The organism is Streptomyces cinereospinus (genome assembly GCF_042430725.1).
In the GTDB taxonomy this organism is placed as follows: Bacteria; Actinomycetota; Actinomycetes; order Streptomycetales; family Streptomycetaceae; genus Streptomyces; species Streptomyces cinereospinus.
The window spans coordinates 56,740-76,022 of record NZ_JBHMCY010000033.1; the positions used below are offsets into that span (position 1 = coordinate 56,740).

Here is a 19,283-nt window from a genome sequence, read left to right on the forward strand (position 1 = left end):
GACGACGGGCCGCGCCCGTGCCTAGCCTCCCTGGCCATGCGATCACCTTTACCGAGACGCCTGGGTCTCACCGCCGTCCTCGCCCTCGTCCTCGCCGTGTTCGGCCTGGCGCCCTCCGCGAGCGCCGCCCCGGCCGACGCCGAACTGACGTTCACCACCGACGCCGCCACCACCACGCCGGGCGGCACCGTGAACGTGTCGATGACGCTCACCAACAACAAGACGTACGACATCTGGTTCGTCTACCAGACCATCGACCCCACCTGGCTGACCACCCAGCGCCCGGACCTGAAGTACTCCTTCACCGGCTGCACCCTCACCGCCCCGAGCGGCAGCAGCGCGTGCTCCGGCACCGGCCCCGCCAACCTCGGCGCCAACTACGGCGCCACCGTCCCGCCCGGCCAGAGCCGCACCGTGACCCTGACGCTCCAGGTCGCCGCCGACTCCGGCTGCAACGGGAACATCGGCTTCTACTCGTACTTCTACGTCGAGTTCAGCGACAGCACGAGTGTCAGCGGCGGTCCGGTCTACACCCCCGAGACGCGCGTCCTGTGTGCCTGACGGTCCGTCCGGGGCGGGACGGGTGACCTGAAACCGGCCCCTGACCGCCCGGCGCACCGGTCCACACCGATGACAGCGCCACCGGCGGGCCCCACGGGCCCGCCGGTGTCCCGTATTCCCCCTCCCACCTGGGCGGCCGCCCGCGAAGCGGCAGGCTGCCAGGGCCTGTGGCGGGCCGTCGGACCCCTGGCCCGCACCGAGCGACCGCCCGCCGCGCACCTGCGTTTTTCCGTCAGGTTTCGCAGTGCGACCACGGAAGCTTCACAGGTACCCCACCATGTGACGCGATGGATGCGTGGACGACCGGTCTCTGAGGGGGAAGCCGGCGGCACGCAAGGGGGTGCGTCCGCTCCACGGAGCTGTGCCCACCCCTGCCCTGGGAGGGGACAACACCGCATGAAGCGGACCTTGCGCACCACCCTGCTGACGACGGGCGCGCTGATAGCCGCCCTGGCCGTACCGGCCACGGCCGCACCCGCCGTCGACGCGGACGTCCGCGTCGACCTGCGCGTGCTCGTCGTGAGCGACGGCGGACCGGCCACCGACGCCATCGCGGCCGAACTGGACGCCGCGGGCACGCCGTACGCGGAGATCGACCTCACGCGCACCGACCGGCCCGTGATCGACGCCGCCTACCTCGCCGACACCGTGGACGGCCGCGAGCGCGCCAAGTTCCAGGCGGTCGTCCTGCCCAACGACAACCCGTTCCCGGCCGGCAGCCCGGAGATGGCCGCGCTCGCGGCCTACGAGCGGACCTACGACATCCCGCAGGTCGACGCCTACACCTACGCCCGCCCCGAGGCGGGGCTCCAGTACCCGGTGTACGGCGGCTACTCCGGCAGCGTGGACGGGGTCCGCGCCCAGGTCACCGACGCCGGCCGGGCGGGACCGTTCGGCTATCTCGACGGGCCGGTGCCGTTCGAGGACAACTCACCGGCCGTGGGCGAGAGTTACGCGTACCTGTCGACCCCGGCGGCCGGGGCCGACTTCACCCCGTACGTCGAGGCGACCATTCCCGGCACCACCAAGCGGGGCTCGCTGGTGGGGGAGTACCGGCACGACGGGCGGCGCGAACTCGTCGTCACCTTCGTCTACAACCGGTACCAGCAGCAGTTCCGGCTGCTGGCCCGCGGCATCGTCGCGTGGCTGACCGACGGCGTCCACCTGGGCACCTCCCGCAACTACTTCGCCGTGCACGTCGATGACGTCTTCGCGGCGGACGACCGCTGGAACTCCACGCTCAACTGCACGCCCGGCGACGTCGACTGCACGGACCCGAACGCCACGCCCGACCCGATCCGCATGCTTCCCGCGGACGTCGACCGCGCCCTCGCCTGGCAGCGCGAGCGCGGCTTCACCCTCGACTTCGCCTACAACGGCGCCGGCAGCGTCGACCACCGCGAGGACCACGACGGCGCCGACCCGCTGGCGGACAAGCTGATCGCCGAACGCGCCGGGTTCCGCTGGATCAACCACACCTACACGCACGCCTTCCTCGGCTGCCAGCAGAACACCACCGTGGTGCCGTGGCGGTGCGCCACCAACGCCGACGGATCCGTCAGGTGGGTCAGCCGGTACGACGTCTCCGACGAGATCGCCCACAACGCCGTGTGGGGCCGGGCCGCCGGACTGCCCCTGGACGACGACGAGCTGGTCACCGGTGAGCACTCCGGGCTGCGGGTGCTGCCCCAGCAGCCGGCCGACAACCCCAACCTGGCGCTCGCCCTGGCCGACAACGGCGTCACCTGGCTCGCCTCGGACAACTCCCGCGAACCCGGCCAGCGGCAGATCGGACCCGCCACGACGGTTCCCCGCCACCCCATGAACATCTTCTACAACGCGGGCCGCGCGGCCGAACAGGTCGACGAGTACAACTGGATCTACACCGGCCGCGCCCAGGGCGGCAGCGGCATCTGCGAGGACCACCCGGACACCACCACCTGCCTGCCGGGCCCGCTCGACCCCGCCACGGGCTACGCGGACCACATCGTGCCCCTGGAACGGCAGATCGCCCTCGGCCACGTCCTCGCCAACGACCCCAAGCCGCACTTCATCCACCAGTCGAACCTGGCCGAGGACCGCATCGCCTACCCGGTCCTCGACGGCGTGCTCGGCACCTACGACACGCTCTTCGCGGCCAACACCCCGGTGGTCAACCTGCGGATGAAGGACATCGGGACCGAGCTCCAGCGCCGCACCGCCTGGCGCACCGCCGTGCGGGGCGGTCAGGTCACCGCCTACCGCGTCGGCACCACCGTCACCGTCGACGGCCCGGACGGCGTGGCGGTACCCGCGACGATGCCCGAAGGCACCACGCGGGCCGGCTCCGCCTTCGGCGAGGCCTACGCGGGCGGCCGCTCCGGCTGGACGGCCGCGGCGCAGGCGCCGCTCACCCTCACCCTCCCGGCCCCCGCCACCTCCGCCACGGCCCCCGCCACCGGCGGCCCGGCTCCGGCCACCGGACCGGCACCGCACGCCCGGGTTCCCGAGGGCGTCGCCGAACCCCTGTCCCCCGGCGCGGGGAGCTGACCGGACCACCGGCAGCGAGGTCCTGGCCGCCCCGTCGGCGGCCGGGACCGGCACGCCCACCCCACACCCCGGCCGTGGAGCACATCGATGCACGTTCAGTCCAGCGGGCGGCACCCCGGCGCGCCCCGCGTCACCCTCCTCACCGAAGGCACCTACCCGCACAGTCACGGCGGAGTGAGCGTCTGGTGCGACCAGCTCGTCACCGGCATGCCGGACATCGGCTTCGACGTCATCGCCGTCACCGGCACCGGCCGCGAGCAGATCGTGTGGGACCTGCCCGGCCACGTCCTGGGTGTCCGGTCCGTCCCCATGTGGGGCGACGCGCCGCCGGGCCGCCCGCCGCGCGGCCGGGCCCGCAGGCAGCTCGCCGACGCCTACGAGCGGTTCCTGACCGCGCTGCTCGACCCGGGCGCCGAGGACGGTTTCCCGCCCGCCCTGTACGCCCTGGCCCGGGCGGCGGCGGACGGCCTGCTCAGCCCCTTCCTGCGCGACGACACCGCGCTCACCGTCCTGACCGACGTCTGGCGGCGGCCGGGGCGGGCCGTGCGCGAGGCGGCGCCGACGCTGCACGACGCGCTCACGGCGACCGGCCTGCTCGAACACGCCCTGCGCCCGCTGGCCGCGCCGCCGCCCGAGCACGGCGTGGCGCACGCCGTCAGCGGCGGGGTCGCCGTGCTGCCGGGGCTGGTCGCCCTGGAACGGCACGGTGTGCCGCTGCTGCTGACCGAGCACGGCGTGTACCTGCGCGAGCGCTACCTCGGCTACCGCACCGCCCCGTACCGCTGGCCGGTCAAGGCCGTGATCCTGGGGTTCTTCCGGCTGCTCGCGGAGGAGAGCTACCGCCGGGCCGCGCTGATCACCCCCGGCAACCGCTACAACCGGCTGTGGGAGGAGCAGGGCGGCGCCGACCCGGCGTCGATCCGCACGGTCTACAACGGCGTCGACCCCGCCGCGTTCCCGCCGGCCGGCCCCGAGCCGGAGACACCCACCCTCAGCTGGGCCGGGCGGGTCGACCCGATCAAGGACCTGGAGACTTTGATCCGCTCCTTCGCCCTCGTCCGCGACCGGCTCCCCGCGGCGCGCCTGCGGCTGTTCGGCGGGACGCCCCGGGGCGGGGAGGCGTACCGGGAGCGCTGCGAGGCCCTCGCCGCCGAGCTGGGGCACGCCGACGCCGTGACGTTCGAGGGGCGCGTGGAGGACATCAAGGACGCCTACGCGGCCGGCACCGTCGTGATGCTGTCCAGCATCAGCGAGGGCTTCCCCTTCACGCTGATCGAGGCCATGTCGTGCGGGCGGGCGACCGTCTCCACCGACGTGGGCGGGGTGCGCGAGGCCGTCGGCGACACCGGGCTGGTGGTGCCGCCGCGCGATCCGGAGGCGATGGCCGGCGCGGCTCTGCGGCTCCTGGGCGACCCCGCCCGGCGCCGGGCCATGGGCGAGGCGGCACGGCTGCGCGTGATCGAGCAGTTCACGCTGCGGCAGACCATCGACACGTTCCGCGGCATCTACCACGACCTGGCGGCCGCCCGGCAGCGGCCGCCCGCCCGGATCCTGCTGCCCGCCGCGGCGGCCACCGGCACGGGGAGCCTCGCCGGATGAGCGGGCCGATCTCCCTGGAACCCGGCGGCGCCGAACAGGACACACTGGCGCTGCGGCTGGCCGAGCCCCGCCCCCGGCGCCGCCGCCCCCGCTGGGCCCTCGACGACCCGGCGGACGACACGACACTCGCCATCCGGCTGCCACGCCGGGGCCCCGACGAGGCGGCCGTCAGCGAGCTCGCCGCCGAGCTCGCCGACCGCATCGGCCCCGCCGTCCACCCCTACGAAGTGGCCGCGCTGCTGGAGGCGGACGGCCTGTCCGCCTCCGTCATCAAACAGCGGTACGGCCATCCGAACCTGTTCTCCCTGGCGTCCGCGCTGTACGCGCGGGTGCCCCGGACCTACCCCGAGCCGCCCCCGGCCCACGACCCGTGGCGGCCCGACACCGTGCGCTGCCTGCTGCGGGGCGTGCTGTTCGCGCTGCCCGCGCTGGCCTACCTGCTCACCGCTCCGCTGTGGCGGATCGACGACCACGCCCCCGCCCTGATCGTCGCGGGCACCGCCTCGTGGGCGTGGGGGCAGGCACTCGGCCACCGCGCGCACCTGCGGCTGGTCACGGGCCGCCGGGAAGCGGCCCGCACCCTGCTGACCGGGTCGGTCCTGGGGGCGGCGGTGGCGACGGGCCTCGCCGCGCTGCCCGCCGGGGGCGGCGGTCCGGCGCTCGCGGCGGCGGCCGCCCAGTCGCTGTACCTGGCGGCGGCGGGCGTGCTGCTCGTCCTGGGCCGGGAGCGGCTGCTGCTGGCCGCGCTCAGCCCGCTGATCGCGGGGGCCGCGCTGGTGCCGTGGTGGGAACCCGGCCCCGCCCTGCGGACGGGCCTGCCCCTGCTGGCGCTGCTGGCCACGCTCGCCGCCACCGCCCGGGTCCTGCGGGCCGACCTGTCCACCCCGGCCGCCGCCGGCGGCGCCCGCCCGCGGCTGCGGTCGTCCGTGCCCTACGGCCTGTTCGGCCTGGCCGCGGCCGTGCTGGTGATGCTGGAGGGCCGGCGCCACCCGTACGCGGTGATCGCCCTGACGCTGAGCATGGGCCCGGCCGAGTGGCTGCTCTACCGCTACCGGGGCTGGTCGGTCGCCGCGCTGCGGGCCAGCGTGACACCCGCGGCGTTCGTACTCCGCTCGGCCGGCGTCCTCGCTCTCTGCCTGACCGGATACCTGCTGCTCCTGCTGCCCCCGGCCCTGCTCACCGGAGCCGGCCCGGCCGCCGTGCTGCCGCTCGCGGCGGCCCTGTGGACCGCCCTGCTGCTCCAGGCGTTCGGCGTGGCCTGGCCGCCGGCCGTGCTCTGCCTGGCGGCGGCCGCCGGTGCCGGAGCGGTCACCTGGCTGCGGCTGCCACCCGGCCCGGCCGCCCTGCCGGCGGTCTGCGGTGCGGCCGCGGTCGCGCTCGCGGCCTGTGCGGTCCACCTGCTCGGCCGGCCCTCCCCGCACGCCTGACGCGTCCGCCCGCCCCGCCGCGACCACCAGCGGCACCTCCGCCGTCCCACCGACGAAGGGAACCGTACGTTGACCTCCGCACCGCTCGCCGCCGTCACCGGAGCCGAAGGGTTCATCGGCTCCCACCTCACCGAGGCGCTCGTCGCCTCCGGCCACCGGGTCAGAGCCATGGCCCAGTACAACTCCTTCTCCTCCTACGGCTGGCTGGAGACCCTGCCCGCCGACGTCCTGGACCAGGTGGAGATCGTCCTCGGCGACGTCCGCGACCCCGGCTCGGTGCGCGGCCTGCTCGACGGCGCCGACTGCGCCTACCACCTCGCCGCCCTCATCGCGATCCCGTACTCCTACCAGGCCCCGCACAGCTACGTGGACACCAACGTCACCGGCACGCTCAACGTGCTGGAGGCGGTGCGCGCGCTCGGCACCCCGCGCCTGGTGCACACCTCCACCAGCGAGACGTACGGCACCGCGCAGACCGTGCCGATCACCGAGGACCACCCCATCAACACCCAGTCCCCGTACGCGGCCTCCAAGGCGGGCGGTGACCGGCTGGCCGACAGCTACCACGCCAGCTTCGGCACCCCCGTGGTGACGCTGCGCCCCTTCAACACCTTCGGCCCGCGCCAGTCGATGCGCGCGGTGATCCCCACCGTCGTCGGCCAGGTGGCGGCCGGGCAGCGCACCATCACCCTCGGCGACCTGCGCCCCACCCGGGACTTCACCTTCGTCGAGGACACCGCCCAGGCCTTCCTCGCGGTGGGCACCGCCCCGGCGGAGCGCGTCGTCGGCCGCACCTTCAACGCCGGGACCGGTGGGGAGATCTCCGTCGGCGACCTGGTCGCGCTGATCGGCAAGGTCATGGACGCCCCCCTCGACGTCCGCGAGGACCCCGCACGCCTGCGGCCCGCCGCCTCCGAGGTGATGCGGCTCGTCGCCGACGCGAGCCGGCTGACCGCGGCGACCGGCTGGCGGCCCGGCCACACGCTGGAGGAGGGGCTCGCACGGACCGCGCGGTGGTTCGTCGATCCGGCCAACCTGGCCCGCTACAAGACCGGCATCTACAACATCTGACCCGGCACGTACCCGCAGGAGGAACGCCATGCACGCAGTGATCCTGGCCGGAGGGAAGGGCGTCCGGCTCCGGCCGTACACCACCGCGCTGCCCAAGCCGCTCGTCCCCATCGGCGACCAGCACGCCATTCTGGAGATCGTGCTGCGCCAGCTGTCCACGGCCGGCTTCACCCACTGCACCCTCGCCATAGGCCACCTCGGCGAGATCATCCGCGCCTACGTCGGCGACGGCGCGCAGTGGGGCATGAGCATCGACTACGCCATGGAGGAGAACCCGCTCGGCACGATGGGCCCGCTGCTCACTCTCCGCGAGCGGCTGCCGGAGCACTTCCTCGTCATGAACGGCGACGTCCTCACCGACCTCGACTACGCCGACGTACTGCGCCGGCACGAGACCTCGGGCGCGCCCCTGACCATCGCGACGTACGCCCGCAAGGTGCACATCGACTTCGGGGTGCTGACCACGGACGCGAGCCGGGTCGTCGCCTTCACCGAGAAGCCCAGCATCGACTACCGGGTGTCCATGGGCGTCTACGGTGTCTCGCGGTCCACCCTCGACGTCTACACGCCGGGGCTGCCGCTGGGCTTCGACGAGCTGGTGCTCGACCTGCTCGCCGCCCAGCGCGCGCCGCACGCCTACGAGTTCGACGGATACTGGCTCGACATCGGCCGCCCGGACGACTACGACCGGGCCAACGCCGAGTTCACCATCCGCAAGTCGCATCTGCTCAAGGGAGCCTGAGCGCCCATGCGCATCCTCGTCCTCGGCGCCACCGGATACCTGGGCGGCCACGTCGCCGAGCGGCTGCGTGCCCTGCCGGGCACGCGGCTGCTCGTCGGCGGCCGCGCCCCCGACGCCGACGTCCCCCTCGACCTCGCCTCCGACCGCCCGCGCGACCTGGCCGAGGCGCTGGCGTCGGCCGCGCCCGACGCCGTCGTCAACTGCGCGGGCGCGACCGGGGGAGACGCGGTCACCCTCGCGGAGGTCAACGCGCGCGGCCCCGCCGTCCTGTGCGCCGCGCTGCGGTCGGCGGCACCGGCGGCCCGCCTGGTCCACCTCGGCTCGGCCGCCGAGTACGGCCCCGGCGTCCCCGGCCGGCCGGTGACGGAGTCGGACCCGGCCGGCCCGGCCGGGCCCTACGGCGCGACCAAGCTGGCGGGCACGGTGGCGGTGATGGCGTCGGGTCTGGACGCGGTGGTGCTGAGGGTGGGGAACCCGGTGGGCCCGGGCGCCCCGCCCACCGGGCTGCCGGGCCGGGTCGCCGCCCTGCTCGCGCAGGCCGGGGATGATCCGGACGCGACGCTGAGGCTCGGGGACCTGTCGGCGCACCGCGACTTCGTGGACGTCCGCGACGTGGCGCGGGCCGCGCAGGTGGCGGCCGGCGCACCGGGACCGCTGCCGCCGGTGCTGAACATCGGGGGCGGCGAGGCGGTCCCGGTGCGCGAGCTGGTGCGGAGGCTGGCGGCGGCGGCCGGGTTCCGGGGCCGGATCGCCGAGGCCGGCGGGAGCGGTTCGGCGCGGTCCGCGCAGGTGTCGTGGCAGTGCTCCGACATCGCCCTGGCCCGCGGCGTCCTCGACTGGCGGCCGTCCCACTCCCTGGACGCGTCCCTGGCGGCCCTGTGGGCGGCGGCCGGCGCCCGGCCCGCCGGCCTCGAAGGAGTACCGGCGCCGTGAGCCTGCTGATCCCGCTGTACGTCCATCCGGCCGAGGACCCGGCCGCCTGGCACCGCCTGGTCGCCTGCGCCGCGCGCACCTACGCCGTGGTGCTCAACCCCGCGAACGGGCCCGGCGACGCCGCCGACCCGGCGTTCGCGGCCGCCGCCCGGGCACTGCGCGCGGCGGGGACCCGGCTGCTCGGCTACGTCGACACGGACTACGGCGCGCGCGACCCGGCCCGGATCACCGACGACGCCCGCCGCTACCAGGAGTGGTACGCCACCGACGGCTGCTTCCTCGACCAGGTGACCGCGCGGCCGGAAGGGGTGGCGGCCTGCCGCCGTCTGGTGCGTTCGCTGCGCGGGCTCGGCGCCTCCACTGTGGTGCTCAACCCGGGCGTCCACCCCGCTCCCGGCTACGCGCGGCTCGCCGACCTGACCGTCACCTTCGAGGGCCACTGGTCCACGTACGTGTCGGCGTTCAGCCGCCCGTCCTGGACCGTGCGACAGCCGCCCGACCGGTTCTGCCACCTGGTCTACGGGGTGCCCGCCCCGCTGGTCCCGCTCGCCGTGCGCACCGCGCGCGAACGGGGCGCGGCGGTGTGCGGCCCGGTGACGGGGGAACCGCCCAACCCCTGGTCCGGGCTGACGCCCGCGCTGGCCGAGGCGGACCGGTGAGACGGCTCGCACCGGCCCTCGCGGCCGCGCTGACGCTCATGGCCGTGCTCGCCGCGTGCTCCGGCGGCCCCGACCGCACACCGCCCGGCGGGCGGTGGCAGCCACGGCCCGGGCCGGCCTGGCAGTGGCAGCTCGACGGCCGGGTCGACCCGTCCGTCGACGTGCCCGTCTACGACATCGACGGCTTCGAGAACAGCGCCGCCGACGTGGCCCGGCTGCACCGGGACGGCCGCAAGGTGATCTGCTACGTCAACGTCGGCGCCTGGGAGGACTTCCGCCCCGACCGGCACGCCTTCCCCCGCTCGGTGCTGGGCAGGCCCAACGGCTGGCGCGGTGAACGCTGGCTCGACATCCGCCGGCTGGCGGTCCTGCGGCCGCTCATGGAACGCCGGTTCGACATGTGCCGGGACAAGGGCTTCGACGCCGTGGAACCGGACCTGATGGAGGGCTACGCGAACGACACCGGCTTCCCGCTCACCGCGGACGACCAGCTCCGCTACAACCGCCTGATCGCCGACATCGCGCACGAGCGCGGACTCGCCGTGGGCCTGAAGAACGACCTCGCCCAGATCCCGCAACTGCTGGCCGACTTCGACTTCGCGGTCAACGAGGAGTGCGCGCAGTACGACGAGTGCGCGCTGCTCGAACCGTTCGTCGCGGCCGGCAAGGCCGTCTTCCACGTGGAGTACGCGCGGTCCCCGGCCCGCTTCTGCCCGCAGGCCCGCGCGCTGCGGCTGTCGTCGATGCTCAAGAAGCCGGACCTGGGCGCCTGGCGCAGACCGTGCTGACCCGCCCGCGCGGTCCGGGCCCCGGCCCCGCTCACTCCCGCCACGCGTCGGGGCCGCCGCCGCGCCACTCGATCAGCGCGGACTGCCGCACCCAGTCGTCGTCGACGTCCTCCAGCCCCGCGAGGCGGAGGAACTCGACGACGTCCAGCAGCCCGTACGCCATCCCGAGGAACCGGTCGTCGGCACGGACCCGCCGGCCGCCGTCCCCGCCGGGCGGGTAGATCACGATGGGCTGCGCACGGGACATGGAGCCAGCCTGCGGCCCCCGGACGCGCCGCGCACGAGATGCTGCGCCGGTCGCGCCACCACCACCGCGCCGCGGTGTGACGCCGCGGCCGGTGTCGTTTGCCGTCCGCGGGGACGGGGGACCCGGCCGGGCATGAGCGCGATGCCACGCCGCCCACGGGGGCGGCAGAACCTGCTCCTGCGGCTGCTGGACCGCCTGGAGGGCGAACCCAGGGCCGACGCGTTGATCGACGCGCTGCGCGACGGCGTGCGGTCGCTGCCGCTGGGCCCCGGCCGGGACCTGCTGCACGGCAGGTGGCTGGGGCACCCGGTGCACCCACTGGCGGTGCAGGTCCCGATCGGAAGCTGGATGTCGGCGGCGGTACTCGACCTGCGGCCCGGCCGCTCCCGCGAGTCCCGGCTGCTGGTCGGCCTGGGGCTGGCCGCCGCCGCCCCGGCGGCCCTGGCGGGCGCCGCCGACTGGGCGGAGCTGCACCGCCGGCAGCAGCGCGTCGGACTGGCGCACGCCCTCGCCAACGCGGCGGCGGTCGGCCTGTACGCCGCCTCGCTCGCCTGCCGCGTCAAGGGACGCGAGACGGCGGGCCGGACCTACGGCTTCCTGGGGCTCACGGCGGTCGGCGTCGGCGGCATGCTCGGCGGCCACCTGGCCTACCACCAGGCCGCCGGCGCCAACCACGCCGAAGAGGTGCCGCAGGTCGTCACGGCGGGCTGGCACCGGATCGGACCGGTGGCCGGCTTCCCGGCCGGCCGGCCCGTGCGGCGCGCGGTGGACGACGTGCCGGTGCTGGTGGTGCGCGAGACCGGCGGGACGGTCCACGCGCTGGCCGAGCGGTGCAGCCATCTGGCGGGGCCGCTCTCGGAGGGCACCGTCGCCGACGGATGCGTGCGGTGCCCGTGGCACGGCAGCGTGTTCCGCCTCTCCGACGGCCGGAACGTACGCGGCCCCGCCACAGCCCCCCAGCCGGCCTTCGACGCCCGGATCACCGACGGCCACGTCGAGGTGCGGCTGCGCCCGCAGGACGGGGACGACTCCGCGGGCGACGCCCGCGAGACGGCCGGGCAGGGGGCCGCGGCGACCCAGTAGTGCCGCGGCAGGCAACGTTCGCCGTCGCGGCGTCCGGCACGCACTCCCGCCGCACCGGCCGGAAAAAGCCCGAGTACGTCCCGTGCGAGGGCTTCCGGCCGGCACGCCGAGAGCACGCACCGGACGCCGCTCCGCCACGGGCCGACGTCGCCTGCCGCGGCACTGGATAAGCTACGGCGCGTCCGGCCGGCCGGTGGGGCGCAGGGCCGGGTTGCGGCTGGGGCCCCGCCACTCGACGCAGAGCACGGTGGCGTCGTCGTCGAGCCGGCCGCCGTGGTGCTCCAGGACGGCGTGCATGAGGCGGCGCAGTGTCTCCGGGACGGGCAGGCCGTCGGCGTGGCGGCGGATGACGAAGTCGGTGAACCGGTTCAGGCCGAACTCACGGCCGTGGGCGTCATGCGCCTCGATGATGCCGTCGGTGTAGAGCAGGATGCGGTCGCCGGGCTCCAGCTGCTCGCGGCACTGCCTGGCGGTGAGCCCCAGCTCGGTGCCGAGCGGATGGGCCGGCGGGCAGGACAGCGCGGTGGCCCACCGGCCGCCGCGGATCAGCACCGGGGGCTGGTGACCGCGGTTGATCCAGCTCAGCAGCCCGGTCGCGGTGTCGAGTCCGGCCAGGACGGCGGTGACGTAGGTGTCGTGGCCGAAGTGGTCGACCAGGACCTGCTCGACGCGTTCCCCGGTGGAGATCAGGTCGGCTCCCTGGCGGCGCTGGTTGCGGCAGGCCGCCACCGCCAGGTTGGCCGTCAGCCCGGCGTAGCTGTCGTGGCCCATGGCGTCGAAGACCGCCAGGTGGACCTGGTCACCGGCCACCGCGTAGTCGAAGGCGTCCCCGCCGATCTCGTAGGCCGGCTCCATGGCGGCGGCGATCGCCACGTCCCGGTTGGCGAACGACAGCGGGGGCATCAGGTTCCACTGCATCTCGGCGGCCACGTTCATCGCCTCGGTGCGCACCAGCCGGGCCGCGGCGTCGCTGCTGGGGCGCTTGCTGACCACCAGCATGCCCACCAGCGAGGCCACCGCCTCCACCGGCCCCGGTCCGGCCCCCGGGGGCGGCTCGGCCCGCAGGACGCCCAGCCGCTCGGTGCCGTCCAGCAGCGGCACCCACCAGTGGCCCCGTATGCCGTCCGACCCCTGCTGCGCACGGCTGCTGGCGAAGACCCGGCCGGGCAGCGTGCCCTCCACCGAGAAGACCTCACCGCCCTGCGCGGCGTCCGGTCCCCGCCCGGTGACCTCCCTGAGGACCTGCTGGCGCAGGTCGGTCAGGTAGATCCGCACATCGGCCAGGCCCGCTGTCGCGCCGTGCCGGGCCACCAGCTCCGGCAACTGGTCGAACCCGGCCAGGTGCCCCTCGGCGAGCATGCCGGTGAGTCCGGTCAGCATCCGCTCGGTCGCGTCCATGCCCGCCACCTCTTTCCGGCCCGGACCGCTGCCCCTCCAGCATTCCAGGCTCCGCCCGAAAGGGCTGGGACAGCGGCCCACGGCCGCGGACGGCTCCCGCCGCCGGCCACCGCGCGCCCCGCGTCCCCCGATGGGCCGCCACCGCTCGCGCGCCTCCGCGATCTGCGATCGGATGCGTGAGTGTCGTCGGCCGGCCGGGTACCCGGGCGGTCCGACACCGCCGACCGGAGTCCTCGCCGCTCCGGGGCTGTCACTCGCCACGAGCCGAAGGAGCCCGAGAATATGACGGACGTATCCGGAACCGGACCCGCTCCGGGTGACGACCGCAACGTGCTCACCAACCGTCAGGGCCATCCCGTCCACGACAACCAGAACCAGCGCACGATCGGTGCCCGCGGCCCCGCCACCCTGGAGAACTACCAGTTCCTGGAGAAGATCAGCCACTTCGACCGGGAGCGCATCCCCGAGCGGGTCGTGCACGCCCGCGGCGTGACCGCCTACGGCTTCTTCGAGGCCTACGGCGCCTGGGGCGACGAGCCGATCAGCCGCTACACCCGCGCCAAGCTGTTCCAGGAGCGCGGCAAGCGGACCGACCTGGCCGTCCGCTTCTCCACCGTCATCGGTGGACGCGACTCCTCCGAGGCCGCCCGCGACCCCCGCGGCTTCGCCGTGAAGTTCTACACCGAGGACGGCAACTGGGACCTCGTCGGCAACAACCTGGGGGTCTTCTTCATCCGCGACGCCATCAAGTTCCCCGACGTCATCCACGCCCTCAAGCCCGACCCGGTCACCTTCGAGCAGCAGCCGGGCCGCATCTTCGACTTCATGTCGCAGACGCCCGAGTCCATGCACATGCTGGTCAACCTGTTCAGCCCGCGCGGCATCCCCGCCGACTACCGCCACATGCAGGGCTTCGGCGTCAACACCTACAAGTGGGTCAACGCCGAGGGCGGTACCGTCCTCGTCAAGTACCACTGGATGCCCAAGCAGGGCGTCCGCTCCATGACCGAGGAGGACGCCGCCAACGTCCAGGCCGACTCCCTGGGCCACGCCACCAAGGACCTGTACGAGGCGGTGGCCCGCGGCGACTACCCGGAGTGGGAGCTGCTGGTCCAGATGATGGAGGACCACGACCACCCCGAGCTGGACTTCGACCCGCTCGACGACACCAAGACCTGGCCGGAACAGGACTTTCCGCCCAGGCCGGTGGGCCGGATGGTCCTCGACCGGATGCCGGACAACTTCTTCGCCGAGAACGAGCAGATCTCCTTCGGCACCGGCGTCCTCGTCGACGGCCTGGACTTCTCCGACGACAAGATGCTGGTGGGCCGGACCTTCTCCTACAGTGACACCCAGCGCTACCGGGTCGGCCCGAACTACCTCCAGCTCCCCGTCAACCAGGCCAAGAACGCCGACGTGCGCACCAACCAGCGCGACGGCCTGATGACGTACCACGTGGACGGCGCGGGCGAGAACCCGCACGTCAACTACGAGCCGTCCATCACCGGCGGCCTGCGTGAGGGGCAGTACCCGACCCATGACGAGCAGGGCCCGGAGATCCGCGGCCGGCTCACCCGCAAGCGCATCCCGCGCACCAACGACTACCTCCAGGCGGGCCAGCGCTACCTGCTCATGGAGGAGTGGGAGCGCGACGACCTGGTGGGCAACCTCGTCACCCTGCTGTCGCAGTGCGACCGCCCCGTGCAGGAGCGCATGGTCTGGCACTTCCTGCTGGTGGAGAACGACCTGGGGCTGCGGGTCGGCGAGGGCCTCGGCATCAGCCCCGAGGACGTCTCCGGTCTCGAACCGCTGGCCGGTCAGGACCTCACCGACCAGGACCGCAAGCGGCTGGCCAACCTCGGCGAGAACCCGCCGCGTGACGTCACGGGCCTCACCATGACCCACTGCGTGCCGGACGAGCGGCACGTCGTGACGCGCTGAACCGTCCGCACGGAACACGCAGCAGAACACGGACGGGGACCCGCTGCCGCCCCCGGCGGCAGCGGGTCCCCGTCCGTGCGTCCGTGCGGCGACGCGGGGCGCGGGTCAGGCCGCGGCGCTGCCCGCCGTCGGGTGCTCGTCCGCCTCGTCCGCCTCGGCGCCGGCGGCCCTGCCGCCGGGGAGGAGACGCAGATGGCGGGGCCGGGCGTGCCGGGCGGGGTGCGGATCCTGCCGGAGGTTGTCCTCGATGCGGCTCATGACGATCAGCAGCAGGCTGAGACCGGGCAGCAGCAGGACGGCGAGCGTCAGCACGGGCTTTCCCTTCCTGGACGGCGATGGCAGGCGAGTGCCCAGGAAATCCGCGCCGATAGCCGAACGCGCGGCGAAGAGGCTGCGCCCACCGGCCCTCACCGCCCCGCCGCGACGACCGCGTCGCCGGCGGGCGCGCCGGCGCTGCGCGCGGACGGCGGGGCGGCGGTGGCCGGCTGCGTCCCGCAGAACGCGGCCTCCAGCGTGCCGCCCAGCGCCGTGTTGGCCTCACCGCGGTTGGAGGTGTTCGCCATCGCCGACAGGCTGCGGCGCCCGTCCCGGGTCGAGAAGGCGTACGTGTAGTAGCCCTGGACCGTGCCGGTGTGGCCGTACACCTGCGTGCCGCAGGACAGGTCGTAGCGGCGCAGACCGAGCCCGTAGAAGCGGGTGTTGGCGGTGTCCGTCGGCGTGACCGTCGTCATGGCGCCGAGCATGGCCGGGGACAGCAGCCGGCCGCCCATGAGCGCGCTGGTGAAGGTGTTCAGGTCGGCCGGGCTGGAGATGACCGCCCCCGCGGACTGCGCCCAGGACGCGGTCTGCTCGGTGGAGTCCACGAGCGGCGCGCCCGCCTCGTCGGGGTGCAGGTAGCCGCGGACGCGCAGCCCCTCGATGCGCGTGTCGGGGTGCACGTACGAGGTCTGGCGCAGCCCCAGCGGCTTGACGATGCGGCTGTCGTAGGCCTCGGCCACCGGACGGCCCGTCAGCTTCTCGATGAGCATGCCGACCACGACGAAGTTGGTGTTCGAGTACTTGTACGCGACTCCGGGCTCGGTGGTGCGGGGCGCGGCCAGGGAGAGGCCGACGAGCTCCTGGTAGCTGAAGACCCGGTTCCGTACGGCTTCGAAGCCGGGCACGGTCCGGTGGAACATCGCCTCGGTGTAGTCGGCCAGGCCGCTGCGGTGGGTGAGCAGGTGACGGACCGTGATCCGGTCGTCGGGCAGCAGCCCCGGCAGGTAGTCGTCGACCGGGCGGTCCAGCTCCACCCGTCCCTCGTCCGCCAGTTGGAGCAGCACGACGCTGGAGAACGTCTTGCTGACGCTGCCGATCCGGAACCGCGCGCGGATGTCCATCGGCGCCCCGGAGACCCGGTCGCGGACTCCGGCGGTCCGGACTCTGACCTCGCCCGGCGCGGTGTAGCGCGCCATGGCGCCCGGCGCCCCCTCGGCCATCGCCGCGGTCAGCGCCGCGGCCACGCCGTCCATGCCGGGCGCGGGGGCGGCCGGCGCGTCGGCGGCGGCGGGGACGGGGCGCGGCGCGACGGGAGCGGCCGACGCGCTCGCCAGGGGGGCCAACCCCCCGGCGAGCGCGGCGACCACGGCGACGCTCACCGTCAGACGTCGGTGCGGCGACAAGGACACGATGTCTCCTCGGCTCTCTGCTCGGCTTGCTCGGCACGCGCTCGGTGTGCGGCGGGAGTCGACCGCGGGCACGCATGGATCATGCGCGCCGGAACACCGTACGCGGTTGCAGACACGCGAGGCGAAGAGAGAAACCGGGAAGACCGGACGGGCCGGTGCGGACCGGTGTCAGATGCCGAACGGGGCGGCGTAGCGGATGGTGCCGCCGGGAAGGGGACGGCCGGGATCGAGACCGAGGGCCATCAGGGCGTCGTCGGGGACGTCGAACGTCACGCCGATGCCGTGGTCGCGGGCACGGGTGAACCCGAACCGGGGGTAGTACGCCGGATGCCCCAGGACCACCACATGGTGCTCGCCCAGTGACCGTGCCGCGGCCAGGGCGGCGCGGACGGCGGCGCTGCCCGCACCGGTGCGCTGGTGCTCGGGGCGGACGGCGCACGGGGCCAGGCACAGGGCCGGTGCGTCCCCGATGTGGCAGCGGGTCAGCAGGGCGTGCCCCACGGCACGGCCGGTCTCGTCCGCCGCGATCAGGGACAGGCCCTCGATCCAGGCGGCCGGGTCGGCGCGCAGGGCGTCGACGAGGTCGGCCTCCGCCGGCGTGGGGAAGGCGGCGAGGTGGACCGCGCGGACGGCGGGGACGTCGGCGCCGGTCTCGGCGCGCGTGGTCCAGGTGCTGCCCATGGCCCCCTCCCCGGAACGGACGTCAGCTGCCGGGCTGTTCGATCAGCTGCGCGACGTACAGCGCCTCGCCCAGCTTCTCGACCAGCGCCAACTGGGTGTCGAGATAGTCTATGTGGCTCTCCTCGTCCGCGAGGATCGATTCGAAGACGTTGGCCGACGTGACGTCGCCCTTGGTCCGCATGACCTCGATGCCGCGCCGCAGCCGGTCGATGGCCTCGACCTCGATCTCCCGGTCGGCGCGCAGCATCTCCTCGACGGACTGCCCGACGCGGACGTGGAAGAGGCGCTGGTAGTTGGGCAGGCCGTTGAGCAGCAGGATGCGGTCGGTCAGCACCTCCGCGTGGCGCATCTCGTCGAACGACTCGTGCCGGGTGTGGGCGGCCAGCCTCGTCCAGCCGAAGCTCTCCTGCATCTTCGCGTGCAGGAAGTACTGGTTGATCGCGGTCAGCTCGGCGGTCAGCTGCTCGTTGAGGAATTCCAGGACCTCGGTGTCGCCTTTCATGAGGGCCGTACTCCCTTCCTGCTCGCTCTGCTCGTCCTGCCCGCTCTGCTCGTCCTGCCGGTCGTGCCCGTCCCGCCGGTCCGAGGAGCGGACAGGGCCATCCTCGCTCCGCCGGCGTGATCACCTCCAGTAAGTGAGTCCTGCCTGACCGGCCGCGTTCCCCGCGGGGGCGGGGGCCGGATGGGCGGCGGGACCCGGATCACCGTGGGTGTGCCGCTCGCATCCCTGTCCGTCGCCGCGCTGGTCGTGGCGCTGGTGTGCGCGGTGCCGGCCGTGCGGGCCCCGGCCCGGTGCCGCACCGCCACGGCCGCGCTCCTCCGCGCCGCGGCCGTGCCGTTCCTCGCCGTCGTCCTCGTCCTCGTCCTCGGGATCGTCGTCCGGGCCGTGGTCGGCCAGGGCCTCGGCCGTCCGGTGCCGGACGGCACGTCCCTGCCCGCGCTGCTGGGCGCCGCCGCGCTCGCCGCCCTGCTCGCCCACCTGATCAACAAGCTGCCCGCGGTCCTCGCCCGCGTCTCGTCGGCCCCTGACGGCCGGCGGGCACGGGGGCGGACGGCCCGTCCGCCCCCGCGCCACGGCGTGTCAGCCGGTCACCACCCGGCCCGTCACGCCGGCCGGCTGCCGGAGGGCGGGACCGAAGTGGTCCTCGACCGCCGCCTGCTCGGCCGCGTCGGGGTACGGGTTCGTGCACGACACTCCGGCGCTGGAACCGGACATGAGGCTGGTGCAGGGGCCGGGCTTGCGGTCCGGCAGGCCGAGGACGTGGCCGAGCTCGTGAGCCGAGATCCGGACCGTGTCGTAACCCTGGTCCACGGCCTGCCGGCCGATGTAGACGGTCCCGTTGCCGAGCGAGGTGGTCAGGGCCCGGGGCCAGCCGTCGTCGGCCAGGACCCGTATGTTGGCGCGCTGTCCGGCCGCGGCCGGCCGCAGCTCGACGCTGTCGACGCTCGCGTTCCAGACGGCCGCGCCCCGGTCGACCGCGGTCCTGAACTCGGCCGCCGCGCCGGCGTCGTACGTGACCACGCGGGCCGCTGGGGCCGGCGCGTCGGCGTCCGCCGGCCCGGCGTGTGCCTGGCCCGCGGTGACCAGGGCCGCCGCGAAGGTGGTGGCGAGGATGGGGACGAACGTGCGTGCGTGCAAGGTCGGCCTCCTGTGGGGAAGGTAAGCGTGTTCATGCCAACGTTCTCGGGCTCCCTGCCCGCGCCCGGCGCGTCCCAATCCCTCGAACGGCCGGCCCGCCCTGAGCGTCCGCGGTCCCGCCGGGCGTCACCACGGGCCGTCGTCGGTCTGCGGCGGCCGGGGCGGGGGATACGGGGAGCTGACGCGGGTCCGCATGCCCCGGCGGCGGGGCGGGCGGTACGGGGAGCTGACGCGGACCCCGGCGGCGGGGCGGGGCAGGCCGGCGCCAGGAGGCCCAGGGCGATCGCGGCGTCGCAGCTGTCGCCGGGGTCCGCCCCG

The 19,283-nt window shown here is 74.6% G+C and carries 19 protein-coding genes; 11 read left to right on the forward strand and 8 right to left on the reverse strand.

Going from position 1 to position 19,283, the window contains the following annotated elements:
* The first annotated feature begins 36 nt into the window (after window positions 1-36).
* From ACFF45_RS18740 to ACFF45_RS18780, 9 genes are all read left to right on the forward strand, one after another.
* Entirely contained in the window at window positions 37-561 is a 525-nt protein-coding gene (locus ACFF45_RS18740; RefSeq protein WP_381347386.1) for a hypothetical protein, read from the forward strand.
* A 396-nt stretch (window positions 562-957) separates the two neighbouring features.
* Window positions 958-3,090, forward strand: a complete 2,133-nt coding sequence (locus ACFF45_RS18745) for a hypothetical protein (protein WP_381347388.1) — start codon at window positions 958-960, stop codon at window positions 3,088-3,090.
* Between the two features lie 87 nt (window positions 3,091-3,177).
* Window positions 3,178-4,689, forward strand: a complete 1,512-nt coding sequence (pelF, locus tag ACFF45_RS18750; RefSeq protein WP_381347390.1) for a GT4 family glycosyltransferase PelF — start codon at window positions 3,178-3,180, stop codon at window positions 4,687-4,689.
* Window positions 4,686-6,116 (forward strand): hypothetical protein, encoded by a 1,431-nt coding sequence (locus tag ACFF45_RS18755; RefSeq protein ID WP_381347392.1) that lies wholly within the window; start codon window positions 4,686-4,688, stop codon window positions 6,114-6,116. Before pelF ends, ACFF45_RS18755 begins: the two co-directional genes overlap by 4 nt.
* A 69-nt stretch (window positions 6,117-6,185) precedes the next feature.
* Window positions 6,186-7,187 carry a GDP-mannose 4,6-dehydratase gene (locus ACFF45_RS18760; protein WP_381347394.1) on the forward strand — a complete coding sequence of 334 codons (1,002 nt, stop codon included), beginning with the start codon at window positions 6,186-6,188 and terminating at the stop codon, window positions 7,185-7,187.
* A gap of 28 nt (window positions 7,188-7,215) precedes the next feature.
* Window positions 7,216-7,929 carry a sugar phosphate nucleotidyltransferase gene (locus ACFF45_RS18765; RefSeq protein ID WP_381347396.1) on the forward strand — a complete coding sequence of 238 codons (714 nt, stop codon included), beginning with the start codon at window positions 7,216-7,218 and terminating at the stop codon, window positions 7,927-7,929.
* A 6-nt stretch (window positions 7,930-7,935) separates the two neighbouring features.
* The gene (locus tag ACFF45_RS18770; protein ID WP_381347398.1) at window positions 7,936-8,862 is read left to right on the forward strand and encodes an NAD-dependent epimerase/dehydratase family protein; all 927 of its coding nucleotides are present in this window, start codon (window positions 7,936-7,938) and stop codon (window positions 8,860-8,862) included.
* Window positions 8,859-9,521 carry a spherulation-specific family 4 protein gene (locus ACFF45_RS18775; RefSeq protein ID WP_381347400.1) on the forward strand — a complete coding sequence of 221 codons (663 nt, stop codon included), beginning with the start codon at window positions 8,859-8,861 and terminating at the stop codon, window positions 9,519-9,521. The genes ACFF45_RS18770 and ACFF45_RS18775 overlap by 4 nt, the downstream gene beginning before the upstream one ends.
* A complete protein-coding gene (locus ACFF45_RS18780) occupies window positions 9,518-10,309 on the forward strand; it encodes an endo alpha-1,4 polygalactosaminidase (RefSeq protein WP_381347402.1) in 792 nt (263 codons plus the stop codon). Before ACFF45_RS18775 ends, ACFF45_RS18780 begins: the two co-directional genes overlap by 4 nt.
* Window positions 10,310-10,340: 31 nt before the next feature.
* On the opposite strand, the gene ACFF45_RS18785 is transcribed toward ACFF45_RS18780, so the two are convergent.
* A complete protein-coding gene (locus ACFF45_RS18785) occupies window positions 10,341-10,556 on the reverse strand; it encodes a hypothetical protein (RefSeq protein WP_381347404.1) in 216 nt (71 codons plus the stop codon).
* 132 nt (window positions 10,557-10,688) lie between these two features.
* On the opposite strand from ACFF45_RS18785, the gene ACFF45_RS18790 reads away from it, so the two are divergent.
* Window positions 10,689-11,639 carry a Rieske (2Fe-2S) protein gene (locus ACFF45_RS18790; protein ID WP_381347406.1) on the forward strand — a complete coding sequence of 317 codons (951 nt, stop codon included), beginning with the start codon at window positions 10,689-10,691 and terminating at the stop codon, window positions 11,637-11,639.
* A 171-nt stretch (window positions 11,640-11,810) separates the two neighbouring features.
* On the opposite strand, the gene ACFF45_RS18795 is transcribed toward ACFF45_RS18790, so the two are convergent.
* Entirely contained in the window at window positions 11,811-13,037 is a 1,227-nt protein-coding gene (locus tag ACFF45_RS18795; protein WP_381347408.1) for a PP2C family protein-serine/threonine phosphatase, read from the reverse strand.
* Window positions 13,038-13,319: 282 nt separating this feature from the next.
* Between ACFF45_RS18795 and ACFF45_RS18800 the strand changes: the two genes are divergently transcribed.
* Window positions 13,320-14,978, forward strand: coding sequence for a catalase (locus ACFF45_RS18800; RefSeq protein WP_381347410.1), 1,659 nt, complete (start codon window positions 13,320-13,322; stop codon window positions 14,976-14,978).
* 105 nt (window positions 14,979-15,083) lie between these two features.
* Here the strand turns inward: ACFF45_RS18800 and ACFF45_RS18805 are convergent, their stop codons facing one another.
* The 6 genes from ACFF45_RS18805 to ACFF45_RS18830 form a co-directional block, all read right to left on the reverse strand.
* The gene (locus tag ACFF45_RS18805) at window positions 15,084-15,290 is read right to left on the reverse strand and encodes a hypothetical protein (protein ID WP_381347412.1); all 207 of its coding nucleotides are present in this window, start codon (window positions 15,288-15,290) and stop codon (window positions 15,084-15,086) included.
* A gap of 95 nt (window positions 15,291-15,385) precedes the next feature.
* Entirely contained in the window at window positions 15,386-16,645 is a 1,260-nt protein-coding gene (locus tag ACFF45_RS18810; RefSeq protein ID WP_381347414.1) for a serine hydrolase domain-containing protein, read from the reverse strand.
* Between the two features lie 168 nt (window positions 16,646-16,813).
* Window positions 16,814-17,326 (reverse strand): GNAT family N-acetyltransferase, encoded by a 513-nt coding sequence (locus tag ACFF45_RS18815; protein WP_381347416.1) that lies wholly within the window; start codon window positions 17,324-17,326, stop codon window positions 16,814-16,816.
* A gap of 22 nt (window positions 17,327-17,348) precedes the next feature.
* Window positions 17,349-17,828, reverse strand: coding sequence for a bacterioferritin (gene bfr, locus ACFF45_RS18820; RefSeq protein ID WP_381347418.1), 480 nt, complete (start codon window positions 17,826-17,828; stop codon window positions 17,349-17,351).
* Window positions 17,829-17,948: 120 nt separating this feature from the next.
* Entirely contained in the window at window positions 17,949-18,305 is a 357-nt protein-coding gene (locus ACFF45_RS18825; protein WP_381347420.1) for a hypothetical protein, read from the reverse strand.
* Between the two features lie 102 nt (window positions 18,306-18,407).
* The gene (locus ACFF45_RS18830; RefSeq protein WP_381347422.1) at window positions 18,408-18,965 is read right to left on the reverse strand and encodes a snapalysin family zinc-dependent metalloprotease; all 558 of its coding nucleotides are present in this window, start codon (window positions 18,963-18,965) and stop codon (window positions 18,408-18,410) included.
* Window positions 18,966-19,283 lie beyond the last annotated feature (318 nt).